The organism is Pseudomonas sp. TE4620, assembly GCF_056279045.1.
This window is the reverse complement of the sequence record NZ_JBWBQO010000001.1, coordinates 4998121-5020457: the sequence shown is the minus strand read 5'-3', so window position 1 is coordinate 5020457 and position 22337 is coordinate 4998121. Positions and strand designations below refer to the sequence as shown.

The window sequence follows — 22337 nt, the reverse complement described above, 5'->3', positions numbered from 1 at the left end:
GAGCTGGCGCGAGTCAGCCAATGTAGCGGCTGACTGCGCAAATTTAAAGGGCGGCGGCTCAGGATGCCTGGCGCGAGGCTATCTGCACCGGGGCGAAATGGCAGGTAAAGGTGCTGCCATGGCCTGGCACGCTGCTGATTTCCAGGCGCGCGCGATGGCGCAGCAGCACGTGCTTGACGATCGCCAGGCCCAGGCCGGTGCCACCGGTATTGGAGGCACGGCTGGAGTCGACGCGGTAGAAGCGCTCGGTCAGGCGTGGCAGATGCTTGGGGTCGATGCCGATGCCCGAGTCCTGCACGCTCAGGTGTGCGCCTTGCTCGTCGGCCCACCAGCGGATGCGGATCTGGCCTTCGTCCTGGGTGTATTTGACTGCATTGAACACCAGGTTGGAGAAGGCGCTGCGCAGCTCCGCCTCGCTACCCTTGAGGCGAATGCCCGGCTGCGCCTCCAGGCTGATGCGCTGGTTACGCTGCCCGGACAATGCCTGGGCGTCGCCCTTGATCGATTGCAGCAGGCTCTCGACCGCTACTGGCTGGTTGTCCGAGGGGTAGTCGGTGGCTTCCAGCTTGGCCAGCAACAGCAGGTCGTTGAGCAGCGTTTGCATGCGCCCGCCTTGCTGCTGCATCTGCTGCAGGGCACGAACCCAGCGCGGGTTCACCTCTTCGACGTTATCGAGCAGGGTTTCCAGGTAGCCGGCGATCACCGTCAGCGGCGTGCGCAGTTCGTGGGAGACGTTGGCGACGAAATCCTTGCGCATCTGCTCCAGCTGATGGATGCGGGTGACATCGCGTACCAGCATCAGGTGCTCGTTGTTGCCGTAACGGGTGATGTGCAGTTGCACGCGCATGCGATCGTTGATCGGCGAGGGGATCTCCAGCGGTTCGAGGTAGTTCTCCTGCTCGAAGTACTCCTTGAAGCGTGGATGACGTACCAGGTTGGTTACTGGCTGGCCGCTGTCCTGCGGGGTCTTGAGGCCGAGCAGGGTTTCCGCGGCGCGGTTCCACCACTCCAGGTTGCCATCGCTGTCGAGCATGATCACCGCATCCTTGAGGGCGGCGGTGGACTCCTGCACCCGGTCGATCACCGCCTGCAGACGCCCGCGCACGCGCTGGTCGCGGCGTTGCAGATGGTAGATGCTGTCGAACACCTCGCCCCACAGGCCATAGCCATCGGGCGGTGCTTCATCGGGTTTGTGCAGGCGCAGCCATTCGTGCAGGCGCAGCAGTTGCTTGAGGGTCCAGCCCAGGTAGATCGCCAGGCCCAGGGCCAGGCTCCAGCCATAGTAGCCGCTGATCAGGCCGGCCAGCAGGCAGACGGTGATCAGCAACAGCATGTGGCGAATCAGGGTGCCATGCCAGTTCTGGTTCAATTGGGATCCTTAGCGGATCAGCTGCACGTTGCAAGCTACAAGCTGCAAGGTTGAAGCGGATCTGCGTGTGCTTTTGCTCTTTCTTGCAGCTTGGGGCTTACAGCTTGCAGCTTTCTCAACTTTTAGTTGAGAACCGGTAACCGGTGCCGCGGACGGTTTGTACCAGATTTTCGTAGGCATCGCCCAACGCCTTGCGCAGGCGGCGGATATGCACGTCGACGGTGCGTTCCTCGACATAGACGTTGCCGCCCCAGACCTGGTCGAGCAGTTGGCCACGGGTGTAGGCGCGCTCCTGGTGGGTCATGAAGAATTGCAGCAGGCGGTATTCGGTCGGGCCCATTTCGGCCGGCTTGCCGTCGATGGTCACCCGGTGGCTGATTGGATCGAGCAGCAGGCCGCCGACTTCGATCGGCGCTTCGCCATCGCTCGGGCCGGCGCGGCGCAGCACGGCCTTGAGCCGGGCCACCAGCTCGCGCGGCGAGAAAGGCTTGGTGATGTAGTCGTCGGCGCCGACTTCCAGGCCCTGGATCTTGTTGTCTTCCTCACCCTTGGCGGTGAGCATGATGATCGGGATGTCGCCGGTCAGCTCGTCGCGCTTGAGACGGCGGGCCAGTTCGATACCGGAGGTGCCCGGGAGCATCCAGTCGAGCAGGATCAGGTCCGGCTTGCGGTCGACGATGATGGCGTGGGCCTGCTGGGAGTTTTCGGCTTCCAGGCAGTCATAGCCGGCCATTTCCAATGCAACGGCGATCATCTCGCGAATTGGCGCTTCGTCGTCAACGATCAGAATGTTTCTGCCAACCATGCTTAAACCTCTTCCATTAAAGGTGTCTTGGCCCGCATTAGATAACGGAATTATTGCAGTCGTGTGACAGCTCGTGGGCCATTGCAGCAACATTCTGTTACTGGGCTAGGCTTAAATTCCCTCTCCCGAGAATTACGGTGAATCCAATGACACGACATACGCTGAACTGGATGACGCTTTTCGCTGCAGTGGCACTGGCGTTGCCAGGGATAGCGTCGGCCCATCATGCCATGATGAAGGACGGCATGATGGTCGACCATGCTGGAATGACGCTCTACACCTTTGACAAGGATTCGGGCGGCAAGTCCATGTGCAACGATGAGTGTGCCAAGAACTGGCCGCCGCTTATGGTCAAATCTGGCGACATGGCTGAAGAGGGCTGGACACAAATCAAGCGCGATGACGGTTCGATGCAGTGGGCCTACAAAGGCAAGCCGGTGTACACCTTCATCAAGGACAAGAAAGCCGGTGACATGACCGGCGATGGCATGAAAGACGTCTGGCACGTGATCAAGTAATAGTGCCTTCAGTCGCGGGGCAAGCCCGCTCCTACAGGTGCAGGAGCGGGCATGCCCCGCGATGAATCAGAAGCTGTAATCCAGCACGATGCCGACAAACACCAGCAACCCGGCCCAGTGGTTGTGCAAGAAGGCCTTGAAGCACGATTCGCGGTCCAGCTTGCGCGTCGACCAGAACTCCCAGGCAAAGCACAGCAAGGCTGCCATCAGTCCCAGGTGGAACCAGCCGCCCAGCTCGAAGCGGTTGCCGGCCAGTAACAGGCAGCCAAGGGACAATACCTGCAAGGTGAGGATGATCACCCGATCGGCTTCACCGAACAGGATGGCGGTGGATTTGACCCCGATTTTCAGGTCGTCATCGCGGTCGACCATGGCGTAGTACGTGTCGTAGCCCACGGTCCACAGCAGGTTGGCGATGTACAGCAGCCAGGCGATGGCCGGCAGCTCGCCGGTGGCGGCGGTGAAGGCCATGGGGATGCCCCAGGAGTAGGCCGCCCCCAGCACCACCTGCGGGTAGTAGGTGTAGCGCTTCATGAACGGGTAACAGGCCGCCAGCGCCACAGCGCCGAACGACAGCCACACCGTGGTGGCATTGGTGCACAGCACCAGCAAGAAACTCACCCCGACCAATACCGCAAACAGGGTCAGCGCCTCGCGGGCGTTGATCCGTCCGGCGGCCAGCGGGCGGTCGGCAGTGCGTTTGACGTGGCCATCGACCTTGCGGTCGGCGAAATCGTTGATGGCGCAGCCGGCAGCGCGCATCAGCACCACGCCGAGGGTGAATATCAGCACGTTGGCCAGGGTCGGCGCGCCCTTGGCGGCAATCCAGACGGCCGAAAGGGTCGGCCACAGCAGCAGGTAGATGCCAATCGGACGGTCCATCCGGCTCAGCTGGATGAAGTCCCAGGCCCGGGGGTGCAGGCGATTGAACGACTTGAGCAACTGCAGGTACATCAGCGGGTCTCCGATGGGGTGTCGGCGGCAATCCACAGTGTAGGCAAGAACACCTCGGCCACCAGCACGCTCAAGGCGTCGCGATCAAAGCGCGAACGGCGCCCCCACAAGCCTGCATGGCACTGCTCCAGCGGCAGCCAGGCCTGCGGATAGTGGCAGACCTCGATGGGCCGGCGGACAAAGCCCTGTTCGCAGAACAGCAGTTCGCCCAATGAGCGGCTGCCCAGCGCTTCCATGTCCAGGCCGCCACTTTCCAGCGAGCTGCGCGCGGCCACGCTGCGGGCAAACACCCAGGGCTGGCCATGGCCGCGCAAGTACACTTCGCGCACCCAGCCTTCGCTGCCCAACGGCAGGTCAAGGGCCTGGCATTCGTCTTCGCGCAGGCGTTGCCAGCCCTCGCAAAGGGGTGTCACGCAAAAGTGATCGGCGGATAATTGAATCAGGCGGCGGGTCAGGGAGCCCTGGTCGTACAACCAGTCGCGAGTCGTGGGCGATGTGCTGTCTGCCAGGTCAGGGTGCTGCAGCCAGAGTGCAGCGGGCGCTTGCAATGTTTCGTACGGCACGGCGGTATCGAATAACAGGCCAGAGAGACGCCGAGCTTAGCATGATTGCCCGATCCGGCTTGCATGCTGGCACCTGGCTCCAGTACAAAGCCCTTTCTTTGATGGCCGCCACTGTAATCTTCACGAGAGCGGCCACTCCAATGCCTGAGTCTTTCGAGGAAGTGCGTTATGAAAAAGTGGCAATGTATTGTCTGTGGCCTGGTCTACAACGAAGCTGACGGTTGGCCGGACGACGGCATCGCTCCAGGCACCAGGTGGGAAGACGTACCCGAAGACTGGCTGTGCCCGGACTGCGGTGTCGGCAAGATGGATTTCGAGATGATCGAAATCAACTGATCACATTTCAATCAGATTTCAAGGAAGGCAGCGCATGACGGCTCCAGTGGTGATTGTCGGTACAGGTCTGGCGGGTTACAACCTGGCTCGCGAGTTTCGCAAGCTCGACGGCGATACGCCGTTGTTGCTGATTACCGCCGACGACGGCCGCTCCTACTCCAAGCCGATGCTTTCCACCGGTTTCGCCAAGAACAAGGACGCCGACGGCCTGAGCATGGCCGCACCCGGCGCCATGGCCGAGCAGCTCAAGGCCGAGGTGCGCACCCACACCCGCATCAGCGGCATCGACCCGGGCCACAAACGCCTGTGGATCGGTGAAGAGCAGGTTCACTACCGCGACCTGATCCTGGCCTGGGGCGCCGAAACCGTGCGGGTGCCGGTCGAAGGCGATGCAGGCGAGCTGATCTTCCCGATCAACGACCTCGAGGACTACGCGCGTTTTCGCGCCGCCGCCGCTGGCAAGCAACGGGTGCTGATCCTCGGCGCCGGCCTGATCGGCTGTGAGTTCGCCAACGACATGAGCCTGGGTGGCTATCAGGTCGAGCTGGTGGCGCCGTGCGAGCAGGTCATGCCGACCTTGCTGCACCCGATGGCGGCAGCCGCGGTTCAGGCCGGCCTTCAAGAGCTGGGCGTGCATTTCCACCTGGGCCCGGTACTGACCCGCCTGCAGCGGCTGGAGCAGGGCCTGGAAGCGCACTTGTCCGACGGCAGCGTGATTGCTTGCGACCTGGTGGTTTCGGCTGTTGGCCTGCGCCCACGCATCGACCTGGCCTCGGCTGCGGGGTTGCAGGTCAATCGCGGCGTAGTGGTTGATCGCCAGCTGCGTACCTCCCACGCCAACATCTTCGCCCTCGGTGATTGCGCCGAAGTCGATGGCCTCAATCTGCTGTATGTGATGCCGTTGATGAGTTGCGCCCGGGCGCTGGCGCAAACCCTGGCCGGCAACCCGACAGCGGTCGCCTACGGGCCGATGCCGGTTACGGTTAAAACCCCGGCCTGCCCGCTGGTGGTGTCGCCTGTGCCCCATGGCCGTGAGGGCCAGTGGAGCGTTGAAGGCCAGGGCGCCGACCTCAAGGTGCTCTGCCATGACGCAGACGGCCAACTGCTGGGCTATGCCCTGACCGGCACCGCCGTCATGGACAAGCTGGCTCTAAATCGGCAACTTCCGGCGCTGATGGCGTAAATAGCCGACGTTCTGTCGGATTTCCCCTGCCTTTGCCCCAACAATGGCCGCCCAGAGACTGGCGCGGCCCCTGAGGGCATGCCATTCTCACTCCGTCTGCCGCAGTTTAGAGCCTGCGGTGCCTTGGGCGCTGTTCTTCAAGAGCAGCACGGCATAACAACAAAAAAACCGTCAAAGAGGCTTCACTATGCGTAAACCAGAACTCGCCGCCGCCATTGCGGAAAAGGCTGATCTCACCAAAGAGCAAGCCAACCGCGTGCTCAACGCCGTGCTCGAAGAAATCACCGGCGCCCTGCACCGCAAGGACAGCGTGACCCTGGTCGGCTTCGGTACCTTCCTGCAGCGCCACCGCGGTGCCCGCACGGGCAAAAACCCGCAAACCGGCGAGCCGGTCAAGATCAAGGCCAGCAACACCGTTGCTTTCAAACCAGGCAAATCCCTGAAGGACAGCGTCAATCCGTGATGCCTCGCACAGATCGATTGCAGTGAAAAACGGGCACCGCACAAGGTGCCCGTTTTTTATTGCCGCCGCCCTGGCATCTGGCTAGCATACGCGGCCGCCGTCGCAAGGACGGGGAAGTGTCCAGGGAGGGCCGTGATGAAGACCGAAGGATTCGCACTAACCGCTAGCGCAGGGCAACGCCATGTATGACGGCTTGACCTTGCCCAACTACCTGGCGGGCGTTGCCGACAGCGACCTGTTCGGCAGCCTGGCCTTTGTCTGCCTGATATTGATACTCACCAGCCTGCACCGACGCTGGCGTGACCAGCTCTGGCATCGCCTGCTGACGTTCATTTGCCTGACCACCGTGGTGGTCATGGAACTGGTGGGTTCCTACTATGCGAACCTGCCGCCGGCATGAGCAAAGGCAGAGGGTTGGCCCTGGCGTTGCTGGTACTCCTGCTGCTGCCAGGCGTGACCACGCCGTTGTATTCGAACGCGCTGCTGCTTTGGATGGAGCCTGACAACTTCATCCCCGCCGAATCCTCAATGCTGACCTTCGAGCCCTACCAGATTTCCCAGGGCTCCTCGTCCTACTGGCTGTACGGCCAGGACAAGCACAACTACTACCACTTCACCTACGAAGCCGCGCACCCCTATCGCTATATCCCCCGCGACAACAACTGCCCGGGCTTCGACAGGAACGATGTGCGCAGCTGGTGCCAGGCTTTGCAAGGAAACTCCCGATGATCAAACGCTGGCTGATCGCCCTGGCCGTGCATGCGCTGGCTTGCTTCCTGTTCCTGGTGCTCAACGACATCGGGGTTCATTACTACAAGCAGATCTACGGCGGCTTCACCGCCCGCGGCGTGGCGTCTGGCGCCATTTTCTGGCTGGTGTTCGATGTGATGGTGATCTTCAGCCTGGTGATCGTTTTCGTGCCGAGACTCAAGCACAAACTCATGATCAATGGCGCGCTGGTGGCGTTGATCATCTACTGGCTGATGCCGCATCACCCGGTGCGAACGATGTTTTTCAGCCCGCTGGCCGGTGGTCTGACTTTCCTGGCGATAATGCTTGCCCACTGGTTGGGCCGGCTGAATGTATTCAACAAGGATCGGTCTTGAAACGTAGGCACTATTTTGCCCTGGCGATGGTTGGGGCATTGGTACTTTGGGTGGGACACAACATCCAGGTATTGATCGATCGGCCAGGCGAAGTCAGGGTGGTCAGCGAGTCGGGCCGTTATCTCATGGAGAATGTGCCGGTTGGTGGCTGGCTGGTGCCTTTCGATGACCTGGCCTACCTGCGTTTCATTGACCGCAGCAATCAAAAGCAGGTTTACCGCACGCCGCTGTTCTCGCAGACCTCTTTGGATATGCGCGATTACGAAGACAACGGCACTGTCGGAATCGTCTGGATCAGCTTGTACAAGGCTGATGGGCATATCGAGATCGCCATACCCAACTGGAAGCCCCATTGGCTCAACTACTTCATCAGCAATACGCCCTATGACGTGGCCGACGAGCAGGCCGATTGCCGCAAGCCGGAAAACGCCCTGCGCTTTATCCGCGATGTGCTGGGTTACTGGCTGGGTTTCAGTGACTACTGGTGTACTCCCACTCAACAGCTGATCGACAGAGGCAAACCATGAAAGGCTTTGCGACGACGTGGCGGCAGTGGTTCTGCTCGTTCCTGCTGCTGGCCGGGGCGACAACCTGCGCTGGTGCCCCGGCGGACATGCCGGACTGCTCCGACAACGATTTTGGCGCCTTTTTCGCCGCTTTTGCCCAGAGCGAAGCGCTGCAGCAGTCGCTGGTGGCTGACCCGCTGATCGAGCAGCGGATCTACCCCGGTCGCAAGCAACCGCGTGTGGCGATCCGCAAGCTGGCCCCGGAGCAGCGCCCGTCGCTGGCCTTGCTACAGCCGGCCAAGCGTGCCGCGCTGGGGCTGGTGGTCGAGCAGGAGGGTAGCCGGCAAGTGGTGTTGCACGACACCAAGGGCGAACTGCTCAAGGTCTATACCTTTACCCGCGGCCAATGCTGGGTGTTACAGCGGATCGATGACTGGTCGCTGGCGGGCTTCTTTACCGGGCGCCAGGAGAAGGTTGCCGGCGAGCTGGATGTCGAGCGCGCCAGGCTCTATGAGAATCTGGGCAGGGCAGGGCTCTACGACAACCCTGGGCAACTGATGAACGCCGCCCTCAACAGTCTGCTCAGTGCCGCTACCAAGGGCAACAACGAGGCCGCAGTCCAGGCGGTCATCCTGATTTTTTCAGGGGATGCCGAACGACTGCCGGACTCGACCATCGTTCAGCTCCTGGAGGCGGCTATGGTCACTGAACGGGACGCCGGGGCCATGCTGGCGCACTTCGTTTGCTACGGCGAAGAGTATGCCGAGGACCGGGTCTGCCAGGACCCGGGCAAAGCGCTTCAAGCCTTGCGCCAATCGGCGAAGCTGGAGTCGCCGCGGGGGCTGGTGGAGCTTGGCTTTGCCTACGAGGCAGGCAAGCTTGGCCAGCAGGACAATGACCGCGCCATGGCGTGCTACCAGCAAGCGGCACTGGAGGCCAGCGGTTACCGCGACAGCGCCGTGGACGGTATCAAGCGCCTGAGCGACAAAGGCGTGGTCGAAGACGAGACACAGAAATGCTTGTAACTCGCCCTTACCGCCTGGCAATCGCCCTGGTTGTGCACCTGTTGGCCATTGTCACTTACCTGTGGCTGCACAACACTGGCATGACAATGTACCGGCAGATGGCCGGCGGGCTGATGTCGCGCGGCGTCGCGATCGGCATGGGCATGTACCTGATCTTCTACTTCGTGGTGTTGATGAACCTGGCGATCGCGCTGGTGCCGCGGCTCAAGTGGCGGTTGCTGCTGGCGGCGGCCATTCCTGCCGCAATCCTGCTCTACCTGTTGCCCCAGCATCCGCTGCGCGCAATGTTTTGCAGCGTGCTGGGGTTGTCTACGGCACTGGCGGCTGTCGGCGCGAACCAGTTGATTCTGTACGCGTTGAGCAGGTTCAGGCGTCAGTGAATAACCCGGTTACAAGGCCAACGGCGGCTATCATCGGGTAAAGCGTAGAGAACTATGGCGTTTTTGTAGCGAGACTATAAACTGCTTCGCCAGTCACTTTTTAGCCGAGGCGTGCACATGAAGTTTCGCTTTCTCCTTTGGGCCATGGGCCTGCTGATGGCCAAAGCCAGCCGCAACAACCCTGCCTTTCAGCAGCAACTGGCCGACAAGGACCTGGTGTTCCAGCTGCAGACCCTCGATGGCAAGGCGGCGCGCCATTTCATCGTCAAGGACCTGCGAATCAGCAGCAAATCCGGCACTCACCCTGCGCCAGCTTTCGCTATCGCCTTCAAGGATGCCGCGTTCGGTTTTGCCACCCTGCAGGCCAAGAACAAGCAACTGGCCTTCATGCAGGGGATTCAGGACAAAAGCATCCAGATCAAGGGCAACCCGGCGCTGGTGATCTGGTTCCAGGGCCTGATGAAGTACCTGAAACCGAAAAAGAAGGCCTGACCGCCAAGGTCAGGCTTACGCCTCAGTGCTGGCTGAATTGCGAGGCCAGCTCACGCAGCATGGCTTCGGCTTCCAGCACCTTGTTGACCACGTCCTCGGCTTTTTCGCGGGTCAGGTTCAGACGCTCGAGCAGCTCGTCGGGGATGCTTTCCTGCGGACCCGAGCCGATTCCGCGCGAGCGCAGCAGGCGTACCGCCAGGCATACCAGGTTGGGGAAGGCGGCGCAGTCGCCGGCATAGGTCGGGTCGTGCTGGAAGCGCAGGGCGGTGGACAGCTCATCCGGCATGTCCCAGTAGCGCATCAGCCAGGCGCCGATCTGCTCGCGGCTGATGCCCAGCAGGTGTTGCTCGACGTAGCTGTGGCACAGGTGCGGGTTGACCTCCAGGTGCCGGCAGATCAGCGAGAAATGCGGCGGGAACACATGCGCCAGCAACAGGTAGCCGAAGTTGTGCAGCAGCCCGGCCAGGTAGGTCAGGCCCGATTCCGGGCGCTCGGCCCGTGGCATGGCCCGGGTCAGGCCCTCGATCACCGCAGCGGTGTAGATCGATTGCTGCCAGTACGGTGTGGTCTGTTGCGGGTGGTCCTTGGGCAAGCTCAGGGTTTTGCCCAGCGCCAGGCCCAGGGCCAGGTTGATCACCAGGTCAAAGCCGAGCACGCGAACGATGGCGTCTTCCACCGAGCGGATCTTGCCCGGTGAGGCGTAGTAGGGCGAAGCCGCCCAGCTGACCACTTGCGCAGCAAGGGCCGGGTCGGTTTCGACCACGCCGGTGATGTCATCGATGGTGGCGTTGGGGTCGACCCGCAGCTTGATGATTTTTTGCGCGGTTTCCGCCAGCGGCGGGATCTCGATGGTGCTTTCCAGGCGCTGCTGGATGCGCCGGGCGGTGAATGCCTGGACGGCCTGGGAAATTTCTTCGCGGTCGTCGTGGGGGCGGTCGAGATTTGGGCGGATGCTGGTCAGCAGTTCGCCGAAGTTGCCGGCGCTGGCCTTGCTGAGCATCTTCTTGAAGTCGTCGCGCTCGATCTCCAGCAACAACCCGGCTTCACCGGAGTGAATCAGCAGGCGCTCGGGACGCAGCAGGCTTTCTTCGTACAGGCACGGTGAGCTGGTCAGCGCCGGAATCCCCGGGAGGATCTTCAGGCCGTGCTTTTCCAGCATGTGGCGCAGGCGTTCCAGCGGTACCGCAGCCAGCTTGCGGCCGGTCAGCTCGGTCAGGCGGCTGAGGTCGAGCAACTGGTTTTGCGGGAACAGCACCATCAACGCGCCGACTTCGTCGTCCAGCAGTACGGCCTGCACTTTGGCGGCGGCCGGCAGCTGCGGATGGTCGGTCACTTCGCGGTAGGCGATGCCGAGCTTGTCGAGCAGCAACCGGATAACAGACGGAGCGTGGGGGGTTGCGGTGTCCAGAGCAACTTCAGTCATGGTCTGTATCCAAAATTTTTTCAATCGCATGAGTATAACCAGCTTGAACCCCGGGCTGGCCGCAATCTGGGACGGGCGTCACACTTGGCCGTATTGCTGGCCGTGGCGCAGCCAGCGTTCCAGCAAGGGGCTGACGTGTGACGGCCAGCGGGCTAGCAGGGCCTGGGCGGCGTCGCGCACGGCGGGCAGCAGGTCAGCGTCGCGCATCAGGTCGGCGACCTTGAATTGCAGCAGGCCGGTCTGGCGGGTGCCGAGCATTTCACCCGGGCCGCGCAGCTCCAGGTCTTTCTCGGCGATGATGAAGCCGTCGTTGGTCTCGCGCATGATCCCCAGGCGTTCGCGGCCGATCTGCGACAGCGGCGGGTGATACAGCAGCACGCAATGGCTCACCGCGCTGCCCCGGCCAACCCGGCCGCGCAGCTGGTGCAATTGGGCCAGGCCCAGACGCTCGGGGTTCTCGATGATCATCAGGCTGGCATTGGGCACGTCGACACCAACCTCGATCACCGTGGTTGCCACCAGCAGCTGCAAATTGCCCTGCTTGAATTCGGCCATCACCGCGGCTTTCTCCGCAGGTTTCATGCGCCCGTGAATCAGGCCGACACGCAACTCGCCCAAGACGCTGCTAAGTTCCTCGTAAGTGGTTTCGGCGGCCTGGCAGGTGAGCTCTTCAGATTCTTCGATCAGGGTGCAGACCCAGTAGGTCTGGCGCCCTTCGGCGCAGGCCGCGCGCACCCGCTCGACCACTTCGAAGCGCCGGCTGTCGGTTACCAGCACGGTGTTGACCGGGGTGCGGCCTGGCGGCAATTCGTCGAGGATCGAGGTGTCCAGGTCGGCATAGGCGCTCATGGCCAGGGTGCGCGGGATCGGCGTGGCGGTCATGATCAGCTGGTGCGGGCACAGTTGACCGCCCACGCCTTTCTGGCGCAGGGCCAGGCGCTGCTGCACGCCGAAGCGGTGCTGTTCGTCGATGATCGCCAGGGCCAGGTTCTTGAACTTCACTTCTTCCTGGAACAGGGCATGGGTGCCAACCACCATCGGGGCGCCGGCGGCGATCTGTTCCAGGGCGCTGCTGCGTGCCTTGCCCTTGAGCTTGCCGGCCAGCCAGGCGACTTCGATGCCCAGCGGCTCCAGCCAGCGCTTGAAGGTGATGAAATGCTGCTCGGCGAGGATCTCAGTGGGTGCCATCAGCGCCACCTGGTAACCGGCTTCCAGCGCTTGCAGGGCAGCGAGGGCAGCGACCACGGTCTTGCCGGCGCCGACATCGCCTTGCACCAGGCGCAGCATCGGCTCTGGCTGGCTGAGGTCGTAGGCGATCTCGTTGCCCACGCGTTGCTGGGCACCGGTTGGTGCAAAGCCGAGGTTGGCCAGGTACTGCTGGGGCAAGCGGCTGGCCTTGGGCAATACCGGCGCACGCTGGGCGCGCAGGCTTTCGCGCAGGCGCTGCTGGGACAGCTGGTGGGTCAGCAGCTCTTCGAACGCCAGGCGGTGCTGGGCCCAATGGTGGCCTTCGGCGAGCTCATCGACGTCGGCATCGGCCGGTGGGTGGTGCAGGTAGCGGATCGCATCGTCCAGCGGCGCCAGTTGGTAATCCCGGGCCAGTTCGTCCGGTAGCCAGTCCGGCAGGCTGCGCGGGCCGAGCAGGGCCAGGCTCTGCTGGCACAGCTGGCGCAGGCGCTGCTGGGTCAGGCCTTCGGTGGTCGGGTAGATCGGGGTCAGGGTCTGCTCCACCGGGGCCGGCTCGTCGCCGGCCAGCGCGCGGTATTCCGGGTGGTAGATTTCCAGCCCGGAAGCACCCGGGCGCGCTTCACCGTAGCAGCGCAGGTGGGTGCCGCGCTTGAGGCCTTCCTTCTGCGCGTTGCTGAAGTGGTAGAAGCGCAGGCTCAGAACGCCGCTGCCGTCGCCCAGGCGCACCAGCAGGCTGCGGCGCTTGCCCATGACCACGTCGGTGCCACTGACCACGCCTTCGATCACTGCATCCTGGCCCGGGCGCAGGGCGCCGATGGGCACCACGCGGGTGCGGTCCTGATAGCGCAGCGGCAGGTGGAACAGCACGTCCTGGAGGTTCTCCAGGCCGACCTTGGCGAGTTTTTCGGCCATGGCCTCGCCGACTCCCTTGAGCGCGGTCACCGAGACCTGGGACAACTCCGGCATGGTGCTTTCCTACTGGCTCGCGGCGGGTTTGGCGACCGAGCACAGGCGGATCGAGTCAGCGAGGATCTCGATGGCCTTGGGCCGCGGGAAGCTGGCGCGCCAGGCGATGGCCACGGTGCGAAACGGCGCCGGTGGGCTCAGCGGGCGCACTTCGATCACGCCCGGGGCGTAATGGTGGCTGTGCACTGCCGACAGCGGCAGGATCGATACGCCCAGGCCCGAAGCGACCATGTGGCGAATGGTTTCCAGCGAGCTGGACTCGACCGTGGTGTGCTTGGCGCCGTCGCTGCCTTTGGCCAGGGTCGGGCACGCCTCGAGCACCTGGTCACGGAAGCAGTGGCCTTCACCGAGCAGCAGCAGGCTCTTGTCGTTGAGCAGGCTGGCGTCGATGGTTTCTTTCTGGGTCCATGGATGCTCGCTGGGCATCAGCACGTAGAACGGCTCGTCGTACAGCGGCAGGGTCAGTACGTCGGCTTCGTTGAACGGCAGGGCGATGATCACTGCGTCCAGCTCGCCATTGCGCAGCTTGTCGCGCAGGATGTGGGTGAAGTTCTCTTCGATGTACAACGGCATCTGCGGGGCGACCCGGTGCAGTTGCGGGATCAGGTGCGGGAACAGGTAGGGGCCGACGGTGTAGATCGCGCCGACTTTCAGCGGGGCGGTCAGCTGGTTCTTGCCGGCCTGGGCCAGCTCGCGAATGCCCTGGGCCTGCTCGAGTACCTTTTGCGCCTGGGCAACGATGCCTTCGCCGACCGGGGTCAGGCGTACCGCGCTTTTACTGCGCTCGAAGATCAGTACACCCAGCTCGTCCTCAAGCTTCTTGACGCCGACCGACAGGGTCGGCTGGCTGACGTGGCAGCGTTCGGCGGCGTGGCCGAAGTGCTGCTCCTGGGCGAGGGTGACGATGTAGCGCAATTCTGTGAGGGTCATAACGTGCGTCCATGAAGTTGCGGCCCCAGCATAGCGGCTGCAATCGATAGACGCACGTTATCAGACTTGCTCGTTTGTGACAGAAACAAAGCGTTAGCGTTTGTCCAGCGAGTAGACGAAAGGCGCGATCACTTCAATGCTGCCGTTGTTGAGCAGTTCTTTAGGCGGCGGTGGCACCGGTTGCGCGCGACGGATCATCTCCAGGGTCGCCCGATCCAGTGCCGCGCTGCCCGATCCACCAGCCAGGGCATAGGAGAGGATCTTGCCCTCGCCATCGACCACGAAGCGCAGGCGGTTGATGCCTTCCATACGCATGCGCCGGGCGTTTTCCGGGTAGCGCTTGTACTTCGCCAGGTGTCGCAGCAGATCGCTCTGCCAGGTCGGCAGGGCATTGCTGTTGGTGGCGATGCTCGGCGCCGGAGCCGCCGATTTCTGCGACGGTGCGGTGGTTGGCGGTGTATCGACCACTTCCTCGTCGGCCGGCTTTTCCTGCGGCGGCTCAGGCTTTTTCTCGGGCTTGGGCGGCTGCGGTTTGGCCTTTGGCTTGACCTGCTTGGCAATGGCGATTTTCGGTTTCGGCGCCTCGGCCAGTTTCGGCAACGGCGGTTCTTCGACCGGCGCTGGCGGCTGTGGCGGGGTGACCACCTTGGGTGGAGGTGGCGGGGCCGGTTCGGGCATCGGGGCCATTTCGATCATCATTGCCGCAGGCGGCAACTCGATCGCTTGGGGCACCGACCAATTGAGCGTCAGCAACACGGCAACGGCATGGATACCCAGCACAATCGCCAGACTACTGCTGTAACGCGCCAGCTTATGCCGCGTCTTGATCATTTCTTGGCTGCCGTCTCAAGGCCGACCAGACCGACTTTCAGGTAACCGGCCGCGCGCAGCGTGTTCATGACTTCCATCAGATCGCCGTAATCGACACCTTTATCGGCCTGGAAGAAGATCGTGGTGTCCTTGTCGCCCTTGGTCTTGGCGTCGAGAATCGCGCCGAGCTGGTCACGCTGGACCTGCTCGTCACCGACGTACAGGTTCTGGTCAGCCTTGACGCTGAGGAACACCGGCTTCTCGGGCCTCGGCGCCGGTTTTGCGGTCGAGGCTGGCAGGTCGACCTTGATGTCGACGGTTGCCAGCGGCGCTGCCACCATGAAGATGATCAGCAGGACCAACATGACGTCGATGAACGGCGTGACGTTGATTTCGTGGTTTTCGGCGAGGTCGTCGCCACCTTCGTTAAGATGCAGGCCCATGGCTTAGCCCACTTTAACCATGTGAGGTGCCGCGGCGCGATCGCCTGGCTGGTGGTCCAGGTCGCGGCTGACCAGCAGCAGGACTTCGGCCGAGGCATCGGACACCTGCGCCTTGTAACCGGCAATGGAGCGGGCGAACACGTTGTAAATGACCACCGCAGGGATCGCTGCGACCAGGCCCAGGGCGGTGGCCAGCAGGGCTTCGGCGATACCCGGGGCAACCACGGCGAGGTTGGTGGTCTGGGTCTTGGCGATGCCGATGAAGCTGTTCATGATGCCCCAGACGGTACCGAACAGACCGACGAACGGCGCGGTGGAACCGATGGTGGCGAGGACGCCGGTGCCGCTGCTCATGTTGCGGCCGCTGGCAGCTACCAGGCGCTCAAGGCGGAAGCTGACGCGCTCCTTGATGCCTTCTTTCTCGCGGGTATTGGCCGACAGGCGCATTTCATCCAGGGCATCGTGAACCAGGATGTGGGCCAGGGTGCCTTCTTTGTTGGCACTGTCGCTGGCTTCCTTGAGGGTGGTGGCACGCTTGAGGGCGGCGATCTCGCCACGCAGGCGACGCTTGGCGCCCAGCAGCTCGAAGCCTTTGGCGATCCAGATGGTCCAGGTAATGATCGAGGCGATGGCCAGGCCGATCATGACGATCTTCACCACGATGTCGGCGTTCTTGTACATGCCCCATGGCGACAGGTCGTGGGCCATGCCCAGGCTGGTATCTTCAACCAGTGCTTCAACGCTTTCGTCAGCCGGGCTGGCGGCCTGGCCATCAACCGGAGCAACAGCAGGCGCGGCAGCCGGATCGGTCGGCGCAGCAGCCTGTTCGGCACCCGGTGCGGCCGGTGCAACGGCGGCGGCTGGAGTGGCGGGTGCGGTGGTCGGCTCATCGGCCAGGGCGGCGGGTGCCATCACCAGGCTGAGCATCAGCGCGGCAACGGCGCGCCATGCGCGCGACGTGGTTGGCGAAGCGGAAGGTTGGATACGTGTCATGCTGGCCTGACCTGATGAAGAAGAAAGAGGTGGTTGTCCTTCCAGGCCTCGAGACAGGCCGAGAACAAAATTGGGTGGCCATTATTGCAAGTAATTCTTGTTAGCAGAAGTAATAAAGTTACTTTTTTTCCATCATAGCTAGCCGCCTATCGATTTATTTGGATAGGCTGGGCCTTTGATTTGCGGAGTTTCAGGATGTCTGCGCCCTCAGTTCTGATCGTCGGTTGTGGCGATGTCGGTGGCCGTCTGGCCAAGCAATTGCTGGCCTCTGGCTGGCCGGTGAGCGGCTTGCGCCGCAGTGTTGGCCAATTGCCAGAGGGGGTGACGGCGATCGCTGCCGACTTGAATGACTCGCGTTGCCCGGCCGACTGGCCGGTTGACGCTCCGGATTACCTGGTCTACAGCGTTGCCGCCAGCCAGCATGACGAAGCCGGTTATCAGGCCGCTTATGTCGAGGGCCTGCGCAACGTGCTGGCCTGGCTGGCCGAGCGCGGGCAAAAGCCGCGGCGCCTGCTGTTTGTCTCGAGCAGCAGCGTGTATGCGCAGAAGGACGGCGAGTGGATTGACGAAACTGCTGCCGTGGCGCCTGAAGGCTATTCGGGCAAGGTCATGCTCGAAGCCGAGCAACTGGCCCTGGCCAGCGGCATCCCGGCGACCATCGTGCGCCTTACGGGCATCTACGGCCCGGGTCGCGAATGGCTGCTCAGCCAGGTCCGCCAGGGTTATCGAGTAACCGAGGAGCCGCCGCTGTACGGCAACCGCATTCACGCTGAAGATGCCGCCGGGCTGCTGGCGTTCTTGCTCAAGAGCGATCAGCAAGGCAAGGCTGTGGACGACTGCTACATCGGTGTCGATGACGCGCCGGCGCCGCTGTTTGACGTGGTTGCCTGGCTGCGCGAGTACATGGGCGTTACCCAGTGGTCGGAACAGGAGCGGGTGCGCCGTGCCGGCAGCAAGCGCTGCAGCAACGCCCGGGCCCGGGCACTGGGCTGGGCGCCACAGTACCCAAGCTACAAGGAAGGCTATGCGGCCATCCTTGCCGGTAGCAATTAACCCTTACTGACGCTCAAGCAGCCAGCGACGAGGGCCAGGTTGCAGATCGGGCATCTCGTCGGCCTGGGCCTTGTTGACGGCCTGGAAGATTTCCAGCTGTTTGCCGTCACGCTTGAAGATCCACGGGTTGCCCTGCTGGTTGCGTTCCAGCCACAGGCTGTCGTGCTCGCCGCTCATGGCCGCGCAATCACCAGCCAGGCACAGCGCGTAGCGATCCAGGCCGGGCAGGCCGTCGAGGCTGCCGTTGGCGCGAAAATGCGCCACTGCACCCTGTCCCGGGCCCTCGACAATCTTCCAGTCGCCACCCATGTAAGCCTTGTACAGCTCGGTTTCAAAGGTGGTGCCAGCTGGCGCATCAATGGGTGCCGGGGTTTCGGCGCGCTGGAAGCTCTGCTGCGGGTTGGCGTCACTGGCCGCTTGAACCAGTTCGTCGCCGTCCAGGCTCAGCGTCTCGGCGTAGTTACCGTAGAAATCGACTTCCCACTGGCCATCTTTGAGCGCCTTGAGCTTGCCGTCGCCCGCTTCAAAGCCATTGCTGAAGGTGGCCTGGCTGGCGGCAACGTTGACCTTCCACTCAAGGTTCGGGCCGTTGGCGAGCAGGGCCTGGCGCAGGTTGGAGCCTTTGGCGGCAGCGTCGATGGCGTTCTGGTTAATCCAGGTACCGTTGAGGTCTTCCGGGCTGTGGCTGGCGCAGCCGCTCAACAGGGTGGCGAGCAGCGACAGGGCGAGCGCGTAGCGCATGGCGGGGGTCCTTGCAGGGGCGGGGGATGAGGGCGCACCGGGCGGCGCGCCCTCGGGGGTGTTACTCGATGACCAGGATGGCATCCATTTCAACCTGCGAGCCTTTCGGCAGGGCAGCAACGCCAATGGCGGCGCGGGCCGGGTACGGCTGGTCGAAGTACTTGCCCATGATCTCGTTGACCTTGGCGAAGTGGCTGAGGTCGGTGAGGAAGATGTTCAGCTTGACGATGTCCTTGAACGAACCGCCAGCGGCTTCAGCAACGGCCTTGAGGTTTTCGAAGACCTGGACGGTCTGGGCTTCGAAGCCTTCGACCAGTTCCATGGTTTTCGGGTCCAGCGGGATCTGCCCGGACATGTACACCGTGTTGCCGGCCTTGATCGCCTGGGAATAGGTGCCGATGGCGGCTGGGGCCTTGTCACTGGTGATGACGGTCTTGGTCATGATGACTCCTTGCTGTTATTGGGCTACGCACGCATGCGGGTGATTCGGATCACCCCGGTCAGGGCGCGCAGTTTCTTGATCACGCGTGCCAGGTGCACACGGTCGTGCACGCTGACCACCAGTTGGACCACGCTGATGCGACCATCGCGTTCATCCATGCTGATTTTCTCGATATTGCCGTCGGCGGCGTTGACGCTGCTGGCCAGCAGCGCGATCAGGCCGCGCTGGTGCTCAAGCTCGACGCGCAGCTCGACGTTGAATTCGCCGGTGACATCCTTGGCCCAGGACAGCTGGATGCATTTTTCCGGGTTGTGGCGGATTTCGCTGATGTTGCGGCAGTTTTCCAGGTGTACCACCATGCCTTTGCCCGCCGACAGGTGACCGACAATCGGGTCGCCCGGGATCGGCGTGCAGCATTTGGCGTAGCTCAACACCAGGCCTTCGGTGCCGCGAATGGCCAGCGGGCCTTCCGGGCTTGGCAGTTGCTCGCCTTCGGTGGACAGCAGGCGGCGGGCCACTACGTAGGCCATGCGGTTGCCCAGGCCGATGTCTTCGAGCAGGTCTTCGATCAGCTCCAGGCGGTATTCGCCGAGCATGGCCTGGATGCGCTCCTGGGGGATCTTGTCCAGGGCGCTGTCGAAGCCGTTGAGAACCTTGTTCAGCAGGCGTTCGCCGAGGCTGATGGATTCCGAGCGGCGCTGCAGTTTGAGCGCATGGCGGATGTGCGTACGGGCCTTGCCGGTCACCACGAAGTTGAGCCAGGCCGGGTTCGGTCGCGCCCCCGGGGCGCTGACGATCTCGACCGTCGAGCCGCTCTGCAGCGGTTCGGACAGCGGCGCCAGGCGGCGGTTGATGCGGCAGGCAATGCAGCTGTTGCCGACGTCGGTGTGCACCGCGTAGGCGAAGTCGACCGCCGTGGAGCCTTTGGGCAGCTCCATGATCCGGCCCTTGGGCGTGAACACATAGACCTCGTCCGGGAACAGGTCGATCTTCACGCTCTCGATGAATTCAAGGGAGTTGCCCGCGCGTTGCTGCATTTCCAGCACGCCTTTGACCCATTGGCGCGCCCGGGCATGGGTGCCCTTGGGCTGCTCGTCGTCACTGGACTTGTACAGCCAGTGGGCGGCGATGCCGTTGTTGGCCATCTCTTCCATTTCGCGGGTGCGGATCTGGATCTCGATCGGGACCCCGTGCATGCCGAACAGCGTGGTATGCAGCGACTGGTAGCCGTTGGCCTTGGGGATCGCGATGTAATCCTTGAAGCGCCCCGGCAGCGGCTTGTACAGGTTGTGCACGGCGCCCAGCACGCGGTAGCAGGTGTCGACCTTGTCGACGATGATGCGGAACGCGTAGACGTCCATGATCTCGTTGAAGGCCCGGCGTTTGCCGCGCATCTTCTTGTAGATGCCATAGAGGTGCTTCTGCCGGCCGCTGACTTCGCCTTCGATACCGTCGACCGCCAGGCAGTGGGCCAGCGACTCTTCGATCTTGTTGACGATTTCCTTGCGGTTGCCGCGGGCGCGCTTGACCGCCTGGTAGATGCGCGCCGAGCGCATCGGGTGCATGGCCTTGAAGCCGAGGTCTTCGAACTCTACGCGCACACTGTGCATGCCCAGGCGGTTGGCGATGGGGGCGTAGATTTCCAGGGTTTCTTTGGCGATGCGCCGGCGCTTTTCGCCGGACAGCACTTCGAGGGTGCGCATGTTGTGCAGGCGGTCGGCCAGCTTGACCAGGATCACACGGATATCCCGGGCCATGGCCATGGCCATTTTCTGGAAGTTTTCCGCCTGGGCTTCGGCCTTGGTCTCGAAGTTCATCTGGGTCAGCTTGCTGACGCCGTCGACCAGTTCGGCCACGGTTTCGCCAAATTGCGAGCTGAGTGCTTCCTTGGCGATGCCGGTGTCTTCGATCACGTCATGAAGCATGGCGGCCATCAGGCTCTGATGGTCCATGTGCATGTCGGCAAGGATGCTTGCCACCGCCAGCGGGTGCGTGACGTAGGCTTCGCCGCTGCGACGGCGCTGGCCGTCGTGGGCTTGTTCGGCGTAGAAATACGCCCGGCGCACCAGGTTGACCTGGTCGGCGCCGAGGTAGGTCGACAAGCGATCGGCGAGGGCGTCTATGCTCGGCATGGGATGACCTCTTGCCAAGGGACGATGACCGGTGCCGTACTACGTCGACCAGGCATGGGCTTAGACCGCCTCGTTGGTCTCGTCACCCTCGCCGAACGCGAACATTGGCTCAACTTGAGTCTGGATCGACTCTGCAGCCATGAACTCATCAGTGCAGATGCCTTCAGCGATTTCGCGCAGGGCCATGACGGTAGGTTTGTCGTTTTCCCATGGCAGCTTCGGCTCTTTGCCGCCGGTGGCCAGTTGACGGGCACGTTTGGTGGAGAGCATGACCAGCTCAAAACGGTTAGCCACGTGTTCTAGGCAGTCTTCAACGGTTACGCGGGCCATGGTCTTCCTCAAGTAGCAAATGCGGAGTTCAGCCCGAAAGGGCGAGCGGACTCGATAGTTTAAAAAATCACCAGCCTTTAGGGAAGCGCTGATTTCATTTCGAGCCCTTGATACCTCGACGATACCTACTTGCAGGGCTCTAGCACAACTGTCTTGTATGCGTGCTCAATTCAATAGCATCGCGCGGCAAGCCCGCTCCTACAGAGGTTCTGTGGGAGCGGGCTTGCCCCGCGAGGACGATTTCACTGGCGACCCAAGGCATCGCGCAGGCGCGGGGTCAATTCGTCGAACAGCGTCTGCACTGAACGCAAGGCGCGGCAATCGGGGCGGGTCAGCAGCCAGACTTCGGTGTCGCAGCCGGGCAGGGCAGCGCTCAGCGATTCGACGCCGGGCAGGGTATGGGCCATGTAGTCTGGCAGGGCCGCCACGCCCAGGCCGGCGGTTACCAGCTGGGCAATCGCCGAGATGCTGCTGCAACGGTAGCGCGGCGTGACCCCGGGCAGGTGTTCGCTGCGCCAGACCACGGTGGGGTGGTCCTGCATGGTGTCGTCCGGGGCTATCCACGGAAGCGCCGCCGGCGCGTCCTTGAGCTTGTCGCGAAACTCTTCGCGGCCGCACACCACATAGGACGCCGATCCCAGGCAGCGCCCGACCAGGTGCTCCGGCGGGGTGTTGGTCAGGCGCAGCGCCAGGTCGGCATCGCGCCGGCTGAGGTTGGCAAAGGTGTTGGAGGTCGCCAGCTCCAGCGACAGCGCCGGATACGCCGGCATGAACTCGGCCAGCGCTGGCAGCAACAGGCTGTGCAGCACGGCGTCGGTGCAGGTCAGGCGCACCGTGCCGCTGACCACCTGCTCACCGAGTTCCAGCGCCACCCGCGCGGCATCCAGTGCCTGCTCGGCGCGTTCGGCCTGCTCGGCCAGGGCCTGGGCGGTACCGGTGGGGATGTAGCCTTTGCGGCTTTTGACGAACAACGCGGTACCCAGGGCGGCTTCCATGCGCCGGATCGAACGAAAAACAGTCGATACATCGACCTTCAGCAGCTCGGCGGCCTTGGCCAGGGAGCGGCCGCGGACCAGTGCAAGCACCAGGGAAAGGTCGGCGTGGCTGATCTGATATTGCATGGATGCACTCTTTACTTGCCTAAATGCCAATGTCTGTTGCGTGGGGGCCATTCTATAGTGAGGCG

Annotated in this window: 27 protein-coding genes; 12 read left to right on the top strand and 15 right to left on the bottom strand. The window is 62.8% G+C overall.

Going from position 1 to position 22337, the window contains the following annotated elements:
• Positions 1-58: 58 nt before the first annotated feature.
• On the bottom strand, positions 59-1369 hold the full coding sequence (gene phoR / locus ACZ9A3_RS23405) for a phosphate regulon sensor histidine kinase PhoR (protein WP_045199526.1): 1311 nt from the start codon (positions 1367-1369) through the stop codon (positions 59-61).
• A gap of 115 nt (positions 1370-1484) precedes the next feature.
• Positions 1485-2174: a phosphate regulon transcriptional regulator PhoB gene (phoB, locus tag ACZ9A3_RS23400; protein WP_010225936.1), complete on the bottom strand. Its 690-nt coding sequence runs from the start codon at positions 2172-2174 to the stop codon at positions 1485-1487.
• A 146-nt stretch (positions 2175-2320) separates the two neighbouring features.
• Here phoB and ACZ9A3_RS23395 point away from each other — a divergent pair, with 146 nt between their 5' ends.
• Positions 2321-2692, top strand: a complete 372-nt coding sequence (locus ACZ9A3_RS23395; protein ID WP_093377960.1) for a COG4315 family predicted lipoprotein — start codon at positions 2321-2323, stop codon at positions 2690-2692.
• 66 nt (positions 2693-2758) lie between these two features.
• Here ACZ9A3_RS23395 and ubiA read toward each other — a convergent pair whose 3' ends face one another.
• Together ubiA and ACZ9A3_RS23385 are read right to left on the bottom strand one after the other, a co-directional pair.
• On the bottom strand, positions 2759-3646 hold the full coding sequence (gene ubiA / locus ACZ9A3_RS23390) for a 4-hydroxybenzoate octaprenyltransferase (protein ID WP_093377965.1): 888 nt from the start codon (positions 3644-3646) through the stop codon (positions 2759-2761).
• On the bottom strand, positions 3646-4209 hold the full coding sequence (locus ACZ9A3_RS23385; RefSeq protein ID WP_045199531.1) for a chorismate lyase: 564 nt from the start codon (positions 4207-4209) through the stop codon (positions 3646-3648). Before ACZ9A3_RS23385 ends, ubiA begins: the two co-directional genes overlap by 1 nt.
• Before the next feature lie 168 nt (positions 4210-4377).
• Between ACZ9A3_RS23385 and ACZ9A3_RS23380 the strand changes: the two genes are divergently transcribed.
• The 10 genes from ACZ9A3_RS23380 (at position 4378) to ACZ9A3_RS23335 (ending at position 9700) form a co-directional block, all read left to right on the top strand.
• On the top strand, positions 4378-4545 hold the full coding sequence (locus tag ACZ9A3_RS23380; protein WP_045199533.1) for a rubredoxin: 168 nt from the start codon (positions 4378-4380) through the stop codon (positions 4543-4545).
• Positions 4546-4579: 34 nt separating this feature from the next.
• Positions 4580-5728, top strand: coding sequence for an NAD(P)/FAD-dependent oxidoreductase (locus ACZ9A3_RS23375; RefSeq protein WP_476253166.1), 1149 nt, complete (start codon positions 4580-4582; stop codon positions 5726-5728).
• Positions 5729-5915: 187 nt separating this feature from the next.
• Positions 5916-6191 (top strand): HU family DNA-binding protein, encoded by a 276-nt coding sequence (locus tag ACZ9A3_RS23370; RefSeq protein ID WP_003213368.1) that lies wholly within the window; start codon positions 5916-5918, stop codon positions 6189-6191.
• Positions 6192-6372: 181 nt separating this feature from the next.
• Positions 6373-6591 carry a hypothetical protein gene (locus ACZ9A3_RS23365; RefSeq protein ID WP_045199537.1) on the top strand — a complete coding sequence of 73 codons (219 nt, stop codon included), beginning with the start codon at positions 6373-6375 and terminating at the stop codon, positions 6589-6591.
• Positions 6588-6920, top strand: coding sequence for a hypothetical protein (locus ACZ9A3_RS23360; RefSeq protein WP_476253165.1), 333 nt, complete (start codon positions 6588-6590; stop codon positions 6918-6920). The genes ACZ9A3_RS23365 and ACZ9A3_RS23360 overlap by 4 nt, the downstream gene beginning before the upstream one ends.
• Complete coding sequence (locus tag ACZ9A3_RS23355) at positions 6917-7297, top strand: hypothetical protein (protein WP_476253164.1); 381 nt, start codon at positions 6917-6919, stop codon at positions 7295-7297. Before ACZ9A3_RS23360 ends, ACZ9A3_RS23355 begins: the two co-directional genes overlap by 4 nt.
• Positions 7294-7824 carry a hypothetical protein gene (locus tag ACZ9A3_RS23350; RefSeq protein ID WP_213602875.1) on the top strand — a complete coding sequence of 177 codons (531 nt, stop codon included), beginning with the start codon at positions 7294-7296 and terminating at the stop codon, positions 7822-7824. Before ACZ9A3_RS23355 ends, ACZ9A3_RS23350 begins: the two co-directional genes overlap by 4 nt.
• Positions 7821-8828 carry an SEL1-like repeat protein gene (locus ACZ9A3_RS23345; RefSeq protein WP_093377984.1) on the top strand — a complete coding sequence of 336 codons (1008 nt, stop codon included), beginning with the start codon at positions 7821-7823 and terminating at the stop codon, positions 8826-8828. The genes ACZ9A3_RS23350 and ACZ9A3_RS23345 overlap by 4 nt, the downstream gene beginning before the upstream one ends.
• Positions 8819-9208 (top strand): hypothetical protein, encoded by a 390-nt coding sequence (locus ACZ9A3_RS23340; protein WP_045199545.1) that lies wholly within the window; start codon positions 8819-8821, stop codon positions 9206-9208. The genes ACZ9A3_RS23345 and ACZ9A3_RS23340 overlap by 10 nt, the downstream gene beginning before the upstream one ends.
• Positions 9209-9325: 117 nt before the next feature.
• Positions 9326-9700: a helicase gene (locus ACZ9A3_RS23335; protein ID WP_045199547.1), complete on the top strand. Its 375-nt coding sequence runs from the start codon at positions 9326-9328 to the stop codon at positions 9698-9700.
• A 22-nt stretch (positions 9701-9722) separates the two neighbouring features.
• Here ACZ9A3_RS23335 and ACZ9A3_RS23330 read toward each other — a convergent pair whose 3' ends face one another.
• From ACZ9A3_RS23330 to exbB, 6 genes are all read right to left on the bottom strand, one after another.
• The gene (locus ACZ9A3_RS23330; RefSeq protein WP_045199549.1) at positions 9723-11123 is read right to left on the bottom strand and encodes an aminoacyl-tRNA deacylase and HDOD domain-containing protein; all 1401 of its coding nucleotides are present in this window, start codon (positions 11121-11123) and stop codon (positions 9723-9725) included.
• Between the two features lie 78 nt (positions 11124-11201).
• Complete coding sequence (gene recG, locus ACZ9A3_RS23325; RefSeq protein WP_476253163.1) at positions 11202-13277, bottom strand: ATP-dependent DNA helicase RecG; 2076 nt, start codon at positions 13275-13277, stop codon at positions 11202-11204.
• Positions 13278-13286: 9 nt separating this feature from the next.
• Entirely contained in the window at positions 13287-14207 is a 921-nt protein-coding gene (locus tag ACZ9A3_RS23320; protein ID WP_045199553.1) for a hydrogen peroxide-inducible genes activator, read from the bottom strand.
• Between the two features lie 93 nt (positions 14208-14300).
• The gene (locus ACZ9A3_RS23315) at positions 14301-15038 is read right to left on the bottom strand and encodes an energy transducer TonB (protein ID WP_045199555.1); all 738 of its coding nucleotides are present in this window, start codon (positions 15036-15038) and stop codon (positions 14301-14303) included.
• Positions 15035-15460 carry a TonB system transport protein ExbD gene (gene exbD, locus ACZ9A3_RS23310; protein WP_045199557.1) on the bottom strand — a complete coding sequence of 142 codons (426 nt, stop codon included), beginning with the start codon at positions 15458-15460 and terminating at the stop codon, positions 15035-15037. The genes ACZ9A3_RS23315 and exbD overlap by 4 nt, the downstream gene beginning before the upstream one ends.
• 3 nt (positions 15461-15463) lie before the next feature.
• Complete coding sequence (gene exbB, locus ACZ9A3_RS23305) at positions 15464-16453, bottom strand: tonB-system energizer ExbB (protein ID WP_093377992.1); 990 nt, start codon at positions 16451-16453, stop codon at positions 15464-15466.
• 195 nt (positions 16454-16648) lie between these two features.
• On the opposite strand from exbB, the gene ACZ9A3_RS23300 reads away from it, so the two are divergent.
• Positions 16649-17506, top strand: a complete 858-nt coding sequence (locus ACZ9A3_RS23300) for an SDR family oxidoreductase (RefSeq protein WP_093377997.1) — start codon at positions 16649-16651, stop codon at positions 17504-17506.
• A gap of 3 nt (positions 17507-17509) precedes the next feature.
• Here ACZ9A3_RS23300 and ACZ9A3_RS23295 read toward each other — a convergent pair whose 3' ends face one another.
• The 5 genes from ACZ9A3_RS23295 to ACZ9A3_RS23275 all read right to left on the bottom strand — a co-directional run bounded on the left by ACZ9A3_RS23295 (position 17510) and on the right by ACZ9A3_RS23275 (position 22272).
• On the bottom strand, positions 17510-18247 hold the full coding sequence (locus ACZ9A3_RS23295; protein ID WP_045199564.1) for a hypothetical protein: 738 nt from the start codon (positions 18245-18247) through the stop codon (positions 17510-17512).
• A 61-nt stretch (positions 18248-18308) separates the two neighbouring features.
• Positions 18309-18689 (bottom strand): RidA family protein, encoded by a 381-nt coding sequence (locus ACZ9A3_RS23290; RefSeq protein WP_003229509.1) that lies wholly within the window; start codon positions 18687-18689, stop codon positions 18309-18311.
• A gap of 23 nt (positions 18690-18712) precedes the next feature.
• Entirely contained in the window at positions 18713-20821 is a 2109-nt protein-coding gene (spoT, locus tag ACZ9A3_RS23285) for a bifunctional GTP diphosphokinase/guanosine-3',5'-bis pyrophosphate 3'-pyrophosphohydrolase (RefSeq protein WP_045199568.1), read from the bottom strand.
• 60 nt (positions 20822-20881) lie between these two features.
• Positions 20882-21151 carry a DNA-directed RNA polymerase subunit omega gene (gene rpoZ / locus ACZ9A3_RS23280; RefSeq protein WP_045199570.1) on the bottom strand — a complete coding sequence of 90 codons (270 nt, stop codon included), beginning with the start codon at positions 21149-21151 and terminating at the stop codon, positions 20882-20884.
• A 242-nt stretch (positions 21152-21393) separates the two neighbouring features.
• Positions 21394-22272 (bottom strand): LysR family transcriptional regulator, encoded by an 879-nt coding sequence (locus ACZ9A3_RS23275; protein WP_258595518.1) that lies wholly within the window; start codon positions 22270-22272, stop codon positions 21394-21396.
• Positions 22273-22337 lie beyond the last annotated feature (65 nt).